Raw genomic sequence first — 12758 nt, 5'->3', positions numbered from 1 at the left:
ATGTGTAGGTGGGTTGCGCCGATCCTTGTAGGAGCGAATTCATTCGCGAAGATCGATCAGTCGACGTAAATGCATCGGCTGGGCGATTTTTCGCGAATGAATTCGCTCCTACAGAGGGCTGCGTTGTATCAGATCAGCGTTTGAACAATCCCTTGAGCGCATCCTTGAGCTCGGGACTGACCTTGTCCCCGAGCTTTTCGTCGATCTTGTCGTTGAGCTTTTCACCCAGGCGATCAGTCGCCAGTTTCGCGGCGACCTTGCCCAGGCCTTCGTTGTCCAGGCGGCAGGCCTTGGCGCCCAGTTCCAGCGGGCCGCGGCAGAGGATCGGCCATTCGATGCCGACGAAGCGCGGGTTCACCTCGCAGGCCGGGTCCGGCATGTCGCTCTTGTCGCCTTCGATGATCACGCCCACGCGGTAGTTCATGCCCATCACGCGCAGGTCGATGTCGCCATCGCCGTTGACGGTCAGGCCCGGGGTGCGGACTTTCAGGTCAGGGTTGCTGGCCACGCCATTGCGGAACACCAGATTGCCGTTGAGCTGCTGGAAGGGCGTGTCCTTGCCCCGCGGCTCGCCGCTCAGGGTCTTGCGATTGAGCGTGGAGATGCCACGGCACAGCTGCTGTTCGAGGTTGGCGTTGACCAACACGCCGTCATTCAGCGCGAAGCTGGCGGTGCCGTTGAGGCTTTCGACCAGCGCCTTCTGGCTGTTGCCCTTGGCGGTGACGTCGCTGTTGAGGTTCATCAGGCCGCGCAACGGAGGCGTGGTGCCCTGGCTCTGGATAAAGTGCTCCACCGGCACCTTGGCGATGCGCGTCTGCACGCTGGCCAGCGGCACTTCGGGGCGCACATCGAGGTTGCCTTTGACTTCGAAATTGCCGTTGTAGAGATCGCCGCGCAGGCTGTCGACTGTGACCACGCCGTCAAGCGCCGAGGTTTTCAGCGCGGCGTTCTGGATCGGCAGTTTTTCCACGGTCAGCTTGCCGAAGCTCAGGTCGGCGTCGACATCCAGCTTGCGCATGCGCTCAAGCGGCAGCAGGCGCGCGTCACTCCAGGCCACCTGGGTGGGCTGGTTGGGCAGCGGTGAGGCGCCGGACGGCACCATGGCCTCGGCTTCGCCACTTTGAACCTCGGTTTTGCGTGCGGCACCGGCGGCCTTGGCTTGCTCGCTTTGCGGCGGACGATAGCGGTCGGCATCGAAGGTGTCGGCTTTCAGTTGCAGGCGCAGCGACTGTTTGGCGAAGTCTTCCACCGCCACGTGACCGGTGAAGGTGCTGTCGTCGAGTTTGAGCGTCAGGTCATCCAGCGACACGCTGCTCTGGGTGGCGGCGATGCGGGTGACCATCTCCAGCCTGGTCAGGCTGCCTTCGCCCAGTGCCGGCGCGGGTTGGCCGATGCTGTCGAGGAAGTCGCGCAAGTTGAACTGGGCGATGGACAGGCCGCCACTCAGTTGCGGGCTCTTGTCCAGATCACGCACATGCAGCTCGCCGATGGCGCGCAGCTGGTTGGCTGAGAGTTTGAGGTTGGTCCATTCGGCGACGTTGGCCGACATGTCTGCCAGCAACTGGCCCTGGGCGGAGAACGTCACGGTTTTGCCTTGCAGCGGGTCGCCCGCCGCTTCGCCGGAGAAGCGCATGTCATCGAACTGGTAGCGCTTGAGGGCGCGGTCAAAGCGCAGCTTGCCGGTCAGCTCGGTCTTGGTGCGGACCACCGGCTGGTTGGTGCTGAGGAACGCGGTGAGTTTTACCGGGATGTCGGTGGCGTTGTGCACGGGGCCGGTGCTCAGCTGAATGCTCTCGGCGGTGAATTGCCGGGCTTTCTGCATGTCGTTGAAATCGACCCGCGCGTTGTTCACGGTCAGGCTGTCGATGTCCAGTTTGAGCGGTTGCCATGTTCTTTCCGGTTTGGCGCTGTCGGCCGTGCTTTCAGGCGCAGGAGCAGGCGCAGCCGGTTGCGCCGGATCGGCCGGCTTGGGCGGCACCTTGCCGATGTCTTCCCAGTTGCCATGGCCGGTTTCGTCACGGGTCAGGGTCAGGTTCAGGCCTTCAACCCGCACGTCGCTCATCTGCACTTCCTTGCGCAGCAGCGGCAGCACGCGCACCGAAAGCCCGAGCATTTGCAGGTCGGCGAAAGGCTTGGTCGGCTCGTTCAGCGTGGCGATGCTGGCGTCGTGCAGCTCAAGGCCCAGCCAGGGGAACAGGCTCCAGCCGATGTCGCCGTTGAGGGTCAGTTCGACGTGAGCCCGCTCGCGGACCAGTTTACGAATCTCGTCTTTGTAGTCGTTGGGATCAAACAGATGGGTCAAGGCAAAGCCGAGAGCCACGATGATCAGCAACAGCCCGAGAATGAATAGTCCCAGGATTTTGCCGAACGCTTTCATGGGCGAGTCCTTGTAATCGAGTCGTTCAAAATTTAGCCCGCGAGTATAGCGTTCTCACGCAGGCGCCGGGCCCCGGTCGGCCTTGCGCGGTGTCTGACCAATGTTTAGCGGATGTTTGCACAGCTGGGACAGCACGAAAACGAGGTTATTCCGAGTGATCCTATAGATGGCGCGCAAGGTTCATGCAATGACAGATGGCATAAAAAAGGTAATGGCAGATTGATTTAAGTCACGCGTCAAGTGGTAATCTCTCGCCGGTCGCAGCCAGCCTGCGTCCAATTGTCACGTAATGAGGCTTTCTGCCGATAAAACTTCCGATGCTTGCGGCGTTAAGAGAAGTGGCGGAGGTAATGCCGGAGTTCATGCGCGGCACCACTATAAATGGGGGCACTACAATGAGTTCTACTGCTGCTCTGGGCGATTCCGTCGCTCAGCCTGCGTTCCTGTCCAAGGAACGCATCATCGCCAAACGCGGTTTCAACCGCTGGATGGTTCCGCCAGCTGCGCTGGCCATTCACCTGTGTATCGGCATGGCCTATGGCTTCTCGGTGTTCTGGTTGCCGCTGTCCAAGGCAATCGGTATCAAGACCGCCGTCGCCTGCGCGCCCGACATGGGCTTCTTCGAGCAGATCTTCTCGTCCAGCTGTGACTGGCCGATTTCGATGCTCGGCTGGATCTACACCCTGTTCTTCATCTTCCTGGGCTGCTCGGCTGCCATCTGGGGTGGCTGGCTGGAACACGCAGGCCCACGCAAGGCGGGTGTCGTTTCGGCACTGTGCTGGTGTGGCGGTCTGCTGATTTCCGCGCTCGGCGTTTATACCCATCAGATCTGGATGATGTGGATTGGCTCGGGCGTGATCGGCGGTATCGGTCTGGGCCTGGGTTACATCTCGCCGGTCTCGACCCTGATCAAGTGGTTCCCGGACAAGCGCGGCATGGCCACCGGCATGGCGATCATGGGCTTCGGCGGCGGTGCGATGGTGGGTGCTCCACTGGCGACCGCGCTGATGAGCCACTTCGCCACGCCTGACAGCGTCGGCGTCTGGCAGAGCTTCGTGGCCATGGCCGTGATCTACTTCGTCTTCATGATCGGCGGTGCCCTGCTGTACCGCGTTCCGCCTACTGGCTGGAAGCCTGAAGGCTGGACCGCTCCGGTCAAGAAAGCCAACAACGCAATGGTCACCAGCCGCCACGTACACGTGAGCGTGGCCTGGAAAACCCCGCAATTCCGTCTGGTCTGGCTGGTGCTGTGCCTGAACGTCTCGGCGGGTATCGGCATTCTGGGCATGGCCTCGCCACTGCTGCAGGAAGTGTTCGGCGGCAAGCTGCTGGGCACCGATCAGGCCTTCGGCCAGCTGGACGCCTCGCAACTGGCGGCCATCGCGGCCATCGCTGCAGGCTTCACCGGCCTGCTGAGCCTGTTCAACATCGGCGGTCGTTTCTTCTGGGCCTCGTTCTCCGACTACATCGGCCGCAAGACCACCTACTTCGTGTTCTTCGCGCTGGGCTTCCTGCTGTATTCGTCGGTTCCGACCCTGGGCCACTTGGGCAGCGTTGCGCTGTTCGTGGCGGCGTTCTGCGTGGTGCTGTCGATGTACGGCGGCGGTTTTGCCACCGTTCCGGCCTACCTGGCTGACCTGTTCGGTACGCAAATGGTCGGTGCGATCCACGGTCGTCTGCTGACTGCCTGGGCCGCCGCTGGCGTGCTGGGTCCGGTGCTGGTGAACTACTTGCGCGAGTATCAGCTGAGCCACGGCGTGGCGCGTGCCGATGCCTACGACATCACCCTGTACATCCTCGCAGGCCTGCTGGTGCTGGGTTTCATCTGCAACATGCTGGTGCGCCCGGTGGCCGACAAGTACTTCATGACCGAAGAAGAATTGAAGGCCGAGCAGGCGATCGGTCACGACGCTGGCGCGGACCACACCACTTCGCTGGAGTGGAAAGCCGACCCGAGCACCAAGCCATTGGCAATTCTGGCCTGGCTGGCCGTGGGCATTCCGCTGGCGTGGGGTGTGTGGATCACCCTGCAGAAGACTGCGGTGTTGTTTCACTAAACCGCTGTTGGAATCGGCCTGAGCGTTTTTCAGGCCGACGCAGAACCTGTGGGAGCGAGCTTGCTCGCGAAAGCGGTCGGACAGCCGACAGAGATGTTGGATGTTAAGCCCTCTTCGCGAGCAAGCTCGCTCCCACAATCGTTTATTGTGAGCTTGTACAGACATGTCTGCTCCCGATGACGCCTGACTCCCTCCGTCTGCCATAACACGCTTCGTGTTTCTGTTTCCCCGCCACACGCCTATAATGTCTGCCTTTTTCGCCCAATGATTTGCGGAGCTGGTGATGGCCGAACGTAAGGCGTTCGTCGAGCGCGACACCCTGGAAACCCAGGTCAAAGCCTCGATCAACCTGGATGGCACCGGAAAGGCTCGATTCAATATCGGTGTGCCTTTTCTTGAACACATGCTCGACCAGATCGCCCGTCACGGGCTGATCGACATCGAACTCGATTGCAAAGGTGACCTGGAAATCGACGACCACCACACCGTGGAAGACGTCGGTATCACTCTGGGCCAGGCGTTCAGCAAGGCCATCGGCGACAAGAAAGGCATCCGCCGCTACGGCCACGCCTATGTGCCGCTGGACGAAGCGCTGTCGCGCGTGGTCATCGACTTCTCCGGCCGTCCGGGCCTGCAGATGCACGTGCCGTACACCCGCGCCACTGTGGGCGGCTTCGACGTTGACCTGTTCCAGGAGTTCTTCCAGGGCTTCGTCAACCACGCCAACGTCACCCTGCACATCGACAACCTGCGCGGTCACAACACCCATCACCAGATCGAAACCGTGTTCAAGGCTTTCGGCCGCGCGCTGCGCATGGCCGTCGAGCTCGATGACCGCATGGCAGGGCAAATGCCGTCGACCAAGGGCGTGCTGTAATGCAGACGGTTGCAGTTATCGACTACGGCATGGGCAACCTGCATTCGGTAGCCAAGGCGCTGGAGCACGTAGGCGCCGGCCGAGTGCTGATCACCAGCGACGCCGAGGTGATCCGCGAAGCCGACCGCATCGTGTTTCCGGGTGTGGGCGCGATTCGCGATTGCATGGCTGAAATCCGTCGCCTGGGCTTCGACGCGCTGGTGCGCGAAGTCAGCCAGGATCGTCCGTTCCTCGGCATCTGTGTCGGCATGCAGGCGCTGATGGACCGCAGCGAAGAGAACGACGGCGTTGGTTGCATCGGCGTGTTTCCCGGCCAGGTGCGTTTCTTCGGCAAGGATCTGCACGAAGACGGCCAGCACCTGAAAGTCCCGCACATGGGCTGGAACGAAGTGGCGCAGGCGGTGGATCACCCGCTGTGGCACGGCATTCCCGACAAGGCGCGGTTCTATTTCGTACACAGCTATTACATCGAATCGCCGAACCCGCGGCAGATCGTCGGCCGTGGCCACTATGGCCGCGACTTCGCCGCCGCACTGGCTGACGGTTCGCGCTTCGCCGTGCAGTTCCACCCCGAGAAGAGCCATACCCATGGCCTGCAATTGCTGCAGAACTTCGCTGCGTGGGACGGTCGCTGGTAATGAGCCGCAAGAACAAGCCGCCGATCATGACCCTCACTCCCGAGCAGGAGAGCGAGGCGTGTCACAAGATCAAGCGGTTCATGGAAGACCGCTTCGAACTGGACCTGGGTTCGTTCGAGGCGGCTGAAATCCTTGAATTGTTCAGCCGCGAAATTGCCCCGCACTATTACAACCGGGCGATCTTCGACGCGCAGGCGCTCTTGAAGGAGCGTTTCGAAAGCATCGAAAGCGATGTTTGGGCGCTCGAGAAAAACTAATTTCCGATTAAGTAGGTTTCCAGATGCTGATTATTCCCGCTATCGACCTCAAAGACGGTGCCTGCGTGCGCCTGCGCCAGGGTCGCATGGAAGATTCCACAGTGTTCTCCGATGATCCGGTGAGCATGGCCGCCAAGTGGGTTGAAGGCGGTTGCCGCCGTCTGCATCTGGTCGACCTGAACGGCGCGTTCGAAGGCCAGCCGGTCAATGGCGAAGTGGTCACTGCCATCGCCAAGCGCTATCCGAACCTGCCGATCCAGATCGGCGGCGGCATTCGCTCGCTGGAAACCATCGAGCACTACGTCAAGGCGGGCGTGAGCTACGTGATCATCGGCACCAAGGCGGTCAAGGAGCCTGAGTTCGTCGCCGAAGCCTGCCGCGCGTTCCCGGGCAAAGTGATCGTGGGCCTGGATGCGAAGGACGGTTTCGTCGCCACCGACGGCTGGGCTGAAGTCAGCTCGGTGCAGGTGATTGACCTCGCCAAGCGTTTCGAAGCCGACGGCGTCTCGGCCATCGTTTATACCGACATCGCCAAAGACGGCATGATGCAGGGCTGCAACGTGCCGTTCACCGCTGCGCTGGCCGCTGCGACCAAGATCCCGGTCATCGCTTCCGGCGGTATCCACAACCTGGGCGACATCAAGGCGCTGCTGGATGCCAAGGCACCGGGCATCATCGGCGCCATTACCGGCCGCGCGATTTACGAAGGCACGCTGGATGTGGCCGAAGCCCAAGCCTTCTGCGATCAGTACGCGGTCTGATTCGTAGGAGCGCGCTTGCCCGCGATTGCGGTGTGTCAGCAACAGAAATGTTGAGTGAAGAGACGCAATCGTCGGATTGCCGCCCAGAGCAAGCGCGCTCCTACAGTTGATCTACAGAATTTTGGAGACATAGCCCATGGCCCTGGCTAAACGCATCATCCCTTGCCTGGACGTCGACAACGGTCGCGTGGTCAAGGGTGTGAAGTTCGAGAACATCCGCGATGCCGGTGACCCGGTCGAGATCGCCCGTCGTTACGACGAGCAGGGTGCCGACGAGATTACCTTTCTCGACATCACCGCCAGCGTCGATGGCCGCGACACCACGTTGCATACCGTCGAGCGCATGGCCAGCCAGGTGTTCATCCCGCTGACCGTGGGTGGTGGCGTGCGTACCGTGCAGGACATCCGCAACCTGCTCAACGCCGGTGCCGACAAGGTCTCGATCAACACCGCTGCGGTATTCAACCCCGAGTTCGTCGGCGAGGCGGCTGCGCGTTTCGGCTCGCAGTGCATCGTCGTCGCCATCGACGCCAAGAAGGTCTCCGGCCCGGGCGAAACCCCACGCTGGGAAATCTTCACCCACGGCGGGCGCAAGCCGACGGGGCTGGACGCCGTCGAGTGGGCGAAGAAGATGGAAGGCCTGGGGGCTGGTGAGATCCTGCTCACCAGCATGGATCAGGACGGCATGAAAAACGGCTTCGACCTGGGCGTGACCCGCGCCATCAGCGATGCGCTGGGCATTCCGGTGATCGCGTCCGGTGGTGTGGGCAACCTGCAGCACCTGGCCGACGGCGTGCTTGAAGGCCACGCCAGCGCGGTGCTGGCGGCGAGTATTTTCCATTTCGGTGAATACACCGTGCCTGAGGCCAAGGCGTTCATGGCCAGGCAGGGCATTGTCGTTCGCTGATCAAGGGAACAGCAGGTCGGTACGTGGCAGCGACGCTTGCCTGGACCGCTCAAACGCCTTCGAGCACAGCTTGAGGGGCAGTTCGGACGCGGAGAAGGTCATCACGCCCTCAAACATATAGGGCGTGTAGCCCTGCGGCGCATCGCACTGCACCGCGTTGGGCGCGCCGGATTTGAACTGGTAGGCGAACAACGACGGGTCGGAGAAGTAAGGCGTTACGCGGTAGCCGCCATCGGCCAGTCGATCGATCGTCAACTCCGGTGCGCGAGTAGGGCCTGGTGGCGCCAACTCCATCGCCACGATCACCGGCTTGTTCATAACCTCAGGTTCAGGGCGCTGATCCTGCGAGGCCACGCCAATGATGCACAGAAAGTGCATGCCTGGCTCAGGGCCAACGGTGTCGGCAATCAACGCCCCGTTTGCAGGGCTGGCGTCCTTGTAATAATGCGGGCTCTCGCAATCCGATGCGTTACGGGTGCTCTTGTAGCGATACATCTGCGTGTCCAGCGAGAACGGCCAGGCCCATGTCGGCAGCACTAACCCGCCGTGCTCATCCAGTGTGATCCTGCTGTAGGTCTTGGGTGAGTAGGCATCGCTCAGGGTCATTTCCAGTGTCGGGAACAACTCGCAGTCAAGGTCGTCCGGGTTGAACAGGCCGTTGGCGAAACACGTCCGCAAACCTATTGTCGGGCTGGAGTACTGAGTGTCTGGCGACCACACTGGCTGGCCTTCTTTGATCTCGCAGGGGGCGTCGGTCCTGCAGCGGTTTTCCTCCTTTGCGCGGTTCGTCGAAGTGCTCAGCACGGCCATTATCCGGTTTGACTGCCGATCCATTACGGGACTTCCCGAGCTGCCGGGCGCGAGACCTGCGCAGCGATGTTTGTGGAATCGGCGGAAGACATAGATCTCCTCGACCAGATCCTCGGCGCTCTCGTACGGGCACGTCGACAGCCTCAGTCCCGGTGTATCTTCATGGCCCGAAGGTACCCCAACGATCATCAGGTCCGTGCCTGCAGTGGGCGAGTCGGCGCTCAATGTCAGCGGTTCGATGCCCTTATCGAGCAGGGCCTGCAGCGGTGCGTGCAGTTCAATGATTGCCAGGTCCGCACCGCGCAGGGTCGCTCTGACGATCTGCTTCAACGGGTAGCGCTGAATCTGGTGCATGTTGCCGGTGAAGTAGTCGAAATCGATGTGGCCCGTCACGGGAACATCCTGTACGAAATTGAGGCTCTGGCGGGTCGCGCAGTGGCCGCTGGTGAGAATGTACGCAGGGCCCGAGGCTGGCGCGCCTTCGTTGCGAGAATCGATCAGGGCCCCGGTGCAGCGAGACTTTTGTGTGGCCTGATTGACCTGCAGGCGACCCACCGCTCGCCAGTGATCGTGACGCCCCTGTGCATTGTCGAGGGCCACGGAGGCCGAATGATTCACCAGGCCTTGGCCATAATCCCGAGCCTGTGTCGGCCCGGCTGAAATGAGCACGACCATTACAGCCATTGCAGTGGAGGGAGCAGCTTTTCGATGTTTCATGCGATACCTTTCTAACCTGTTGGCCCCCGTTCAAGGTCTGAGTTCATGGGGGAAACCAGCAGCTAGCCAGAAACGGCGAGCCTGAAATCCATACATATATATTGAGCGTCTGCGAAGCTGCTCAAGGCTCTGGACAAGGCGGCCCGGGATCCTCACTCTGTGCGCAGCCATGGATAAGGAAAGTGTTGTATGTTGAAACCGGTGGCGTTTTTTCTTGCACTGTTCGGTTTGATGTCAGGCGTGGGCGCATATGCGCAAGATTTGCCCGTAAACGCTGGTGACGGTGGGAAGGCGGCTTATTCGATGGTGCTCCTGACCGAGAATTTCCCGCCTTACAACATGGCCAACGACGGCAAGAACTTTGCCCAGGAGAGCAATATCCAGGGCATCGCCGTGGAGATCGTGCGCGAGACCTTCAAGCGCGCCGGTATCGGCTACAGCATGACCCTGCGTTTTCCCTGGGAGCGCATCTACAAACTCGCACTGGAAAAGCCCGGCTATGGCGTGTTCGTCATGGCGCGTGTGGCCGAGCGCGAGAAACTGTTCAAGTGGGTCGGCCCCATCGGTCCGGACGACTGGATCATGCTCGCCCGCGCTGACAGCCCGATCGAGCTGAACTCTCTTGAAGACGCCAGGCATTACCGGATCGGCGCCTACAAGGGCGATGTCATCGCCGAGGAACTGGGGCGCCAGGGCATGAAGCCGCTGACCGTGCTCAGTGACAAGGACAACGCCAGAAGGCTGGTCGAGGGGCAGATCGATCTGTGGGCGACGGGCGACCCGGCAGGGCGCTATCTGGCGCGTCAGGAAGGCGTGACGGGGCTCAAGACGGTGCTGCGCTTCAACAGCGCCGAACTGTATCTGGCGCTGAACAAGGACACGCCGGATGAGGTGGTCAAGAAGCTGCAGACGGCGTTGGATCAGTTGCGCAAGGAAGGGGCGGTGGATGGGATTTTAGGCAAATACCTCTGATGATCGGAGGCTTCTGCCCGGAGGGCGTGGGAGCTGCCGGGGTGGCGCTCCACCTTGCCAGCGATCTGCCGCGAAGCGGCAGTAAAATCAGGCAGCTTGGCCGTGTCAGATACATCGCGTCGTGGAATTCACTGTCGCTTCGCAACAGATCGCCGGCAAGCCGGGCTCCCACGGCCTCCGGCCAGAATCAAAAGCGCGATTGCGTCACGGGTCAGCGATAAACCCCATCCTTCCCATGCCCGGCCATCGCCTGATTGCCGCGCAGGCTGATCATGTGGCGCAGCTCGATCCACTCGATGCCTTGTGACTTGAGCTTGGGCAACTCGCGCTCCAGCACCTCCATGGTCACCGGATACGGATGGCCGATCATCACCGCAGAACCCTGCTTGTGGGCCAGCTTGATCGCGGTCTGCAGCTGGCCGTAGATGGCTTCGGCGGTGCGCTCATCGTCCAGAAACACATCCCGTGACAGGCTCGCCAGCCCGATCTTCTGCGCTTCTGCCGCCGCAACCGTCTTGGCGCTGGTGCGGCTGTCGACCAGGAACAGATGACGGCGCTGCAACTCGCCAGCCAACCAGGCCATGGCCACTGGTTCTGCGGTCATGCGGCTGCCTTCGTGGTTGTTGATCCCGGCGGCGTACGGCACTTTCAGCAGCGCGGCGTTGAGGCGCGACTCAAGTTCGGGCAATGGCAGATCGGGGCGCCAGGCGTAAGGCCCGGTGGCGGGGTCCATTGGCATGTGCAGCATGACCGTGCGGCCGGCCTTGTGGGCCTGGCGGGCGAAGTCGGTGGCGTGTGGGGTGTCAGGCATGATCGCCAGCGTCACGGGGCCGGGCAGGGCCAGCACGCGGCTGTCCTTTTCGGTACTTTGCCCCAGGTCGTCGATGATCAGGCTGATGTAGGCCGCTTTCGGCTTCTGGCCGTTGGCGGAAGGCTCGGCGGATGCCGCCGCGTGGGCGGCACCGGTCAGAGCGACTGTAAGCACTGCGAGGGCTCTGGCGAGCCCCTTCAAACGAAATCGCATATCAATTGCCGCGTGTCACACTCAATCCCTTGAGCAGGCTCAGGGCCTGGTTCAGCTGATAGTCGTCGTCCTGCGGACGCGCCTTGGCAGCCTTGGATTTGGTGGTCGGCTTGTCCGCGCCGCCATTGCCGTTGCCCAGGTGGCCGAGCAGGTCGGCTTCCTTGTAGTTCTCGCCATCGGCTTCGGTGGTGAGCTTGCCGCGTTTGACTTCGATGTCCGGGTTGATGCCCTGTGCCTGGATCGAGCGGCCGTTGGGCGTGAAGTACAGCGCCGTGGTGATCTTCAGCGCGCGGTCGTTGGCCAGTGGCAGAACGGTCTGCACCGAGCCTTTGCCGAAGGTGTCGGTGCCCATCAGGATGCCGCGTTTCTGGTCTTGCAGGGCGCCGGCGACGATCTCGGAGGCCGAGGCACTGCCGCCGTTGATCAGCACCACCAGCGGCGCGCCTTCGCTGGCGTCGGCCGGGTCTGCCGAGAAGCGCAGTTCGGAGTTGGCGATGCGGCCCTTGGTGTAGACGATCAGGCCCTTGGTCAGGAAATGGTCGGCCACTTCAACTGCCGCCTGCAGCACGCCGCCGGGGTTGTTGCGCAGGTCCAGGATCAGGCCGTTCATCTTCTTGCCGTTGTCCTTGCGCAGTTTGGCCAGCGCCTTGCCGACTTCCTCGCCGGTCTTGACCTGGAACTGGGTGATGCGGATGTAGCCGTAGCCCGGCTCGAGCATCTGCGACTTCACGCTCTTGACCTGAATGGTCGCGCGGGCCAGCGTCACGTCGAACGGGTTGCCGCCGTCGCGCACCAGGGTGAGGGTGATTTTCTCGCCGATCTTGCCGCGCATCTTGTCGACCGCTTCCTGCATGGTCTGACCCTGGGTCGGCGCGCCGTTGATCTTGACGATCAGGTCGCCTGCCTCGATGCCAGCCTTGGAAGCCGGGGTGTCGTCGATCGGCGAGACCACCTTGATGAAGCCGTCCTCGACGCCCACTTCGATGCCCAGCCCGCCGAATTCGCCGCTGGTGCTTTCCTGCAGCTCCTGGAAGTCTTCCGGGCCCAGGTAGGCAGAGTGCGGGTCGAGGTTGCTGAGCATGCCCTTGATGGCGTTTTCCAGCAGGGTCTTGTCATCCACCGGCTCGACGTACGCGGCCTTGATCCGGTCCATCACCTCGGCGAAGGTGCGCAGCTCGTCGAGCGGCAGCGGCGCCTTGAGGTTCGCCGCATTGGCGGGCGCGGAGGCCAAGGCGGCAGGCGTCGCAGCAGGGGCGGCACCGGCGGCCATGGCCTGCGGAGCACCGAGAACCACGGCGATGGTCAGGGCCAGCGAGGTGAGGCGGGACGAAAACGGCATCTCTTACGAACTCCTGAGTGAG

The 12758-nt window shown here is 61.9% G+C and carries 11 protein-coding genes; 7 read left to right on the top strand and 4 right to left on the bottom strand.

Annotated features, from left to right (window positions below):
- Positions 1-133: 133 nt before the first annotated feature.
- Positions 134-2377 (bottom strand): AsmA family protein, encoded by a 2244-nt coding sequence (locus AC1MEK_RS08500; protein WP_480395815.1) that lies wholly within the window; start codon positions 2375-2377, stop codon positions 134-136.
- Positions 2378-2772: 395 nt separating this feature from the next.
- On the opposite strand from AC1MEK_RS08500, the gene AC1MEK_RS08495 reads away from it, so the two are divergent.
- The 6 genes from AC1MEK_RS08495 (at position 2773) to hisF (ending at position 7874) form a co-directional block, all read left to right on the top strand.
- A complete protein-coding gene (locus tag AC1MEK_RS08495; protein WP_480395814.1) occupies positions 2773-4434 on the top strand; it encodes an OFA family MFS transporter in 1662 nt (553 codons plus the stop codon).
- A gap of 283 nt (positions 4435-4717) precedes the next feature.
- Positions 4718-5311, top strand: coding sequence for an imidazoleglycerol-phosphate dehydratase HisB (hisB, locus tag AC1MEK_RS08490; protein WP_081563617.1), 594 nt, complete (start codon positions 4718-4720; stop codon positions 5309-5311).
- A complete protein-coding gene (hisH, locus tag AC1MEK_RS08485) occupies positions 5311-5949 on the top strand; it encodes an imidazole glycerol phosphate synthase subunit HisH (protein ID WP_480395813.1) in 639 nt (212 codons plus the stop codon). Before hisB ends, hisH begins: the two co-directional genes overlap by 1 nt.
- The gene (locus AC1MEK_RS08480) at positions 5949-6206 is read left to right on the top strand and encodes a DUF2164 domain-containing protein (RefSeq protein ID WP_480395812.1); all 258 of its coding nucleotides are present in this window, start codon (positions 5949-5951) and stop codon (positions 6204-6206) included. The genes hisH and AC1MEK_RS08480 overlap by 1 nt, the downstream gene beginning before the upstream one ends.
- Before the next feature lie 23 nt (positions 6207-6229).
- Entirely contained in the window at positions 6230-6967 is a 738-nt protein-coding gene (gene hisA, locus AC1MEK_RS08475) for a 1-(5-phosphoribosyl)-5-[(5-phosphoribosylamino)methylideneamino]imidazole-4-carboxamide isomerase (RefSeq protein ID WP_480395811.1), read from the top strand.
- Positions 6968-7103: 136 nt separating this feature from the next.
- Positions 7104-7874, top strand: a complete 771-nt coding sequence (hisF, locus tag AC1MEK_RS08470; RefSeq protein ID WP_480395810.1) for an imidazole glycerol phosphate synthase subunit HisF — start codon at positions 7104-7106, stop codon at positions 7872-7874.
- Here the strand turns inward: hisF and AC1MEK_RS08465 are convergent, their stop codons facing one another.
- Positions 7875-9302 carry a trypsin-like serine peptidase gene (locus AC1MEK_RS08465; protein ID WP_480395809.1) on the bottom strand — a complete coding sequence of 476 codons (1428 nt, stop codon included), beginning with the start codon at positions 9300-9302 and terminating at the stop codon, positions 7875-7877.
- 288 nt (positions 9303-9590) lie between these two features.
- On the opposite strand from AC1MEK_RS08465, the gene AC1MEK_RS08460 reads away from it, so the two are divergent.
- Entirely contained in the window at positions 9591-10373 is a 783-nt protein-coding gene (locus AC1MEK_RS08460; protein ID WP_480395808.1) for a substrate-binding periplasmic protein, read from the top strand.
- A 211-nt stretch (positions 10374-10584) separates the two neighbouring features.
- Here AC1MEK_RS08460 and AC1MEK_RS08455 read toward each other — a convergent pair whose 3' ends face one another.
- Both AC1MEK_RS08455 and AC1MEK_RS08450 read right to left on the bottom strand, forming a co-directional pair.
- Positions 10585-11397, bottom strand: a complete 813-nt coding sequence (locus tag AC1MEK_RS08455; RefSeq protein ID WP_480395807.1) for a divergent polysaccharide deacetylase family protein — start codon at positions 11395-11397, stop codon at positions 10585-10587.
- Between the two features lies 1 nt (position 11398).
- On the bottom strand, positions 11399-12736 hold the full coding sequence (locus tag AC1MEK_RS08450; RefSeq protein ID WP_480395806.1) for a S41 family peptidase: 1338 nt from the start codon (positions 12734-12736) through the stop codon (positions 11399-11401).
- Positions 12737-12758: the final 22 nt, after the last annotated feature.

This window comes from Pseudomonas sp. 2, from assembly GCF_056627435.1.
Note: the sequence above shows the minus strand (reverse complement) of the source record. Positions and strands in the feature narration are given on the sequence as shown.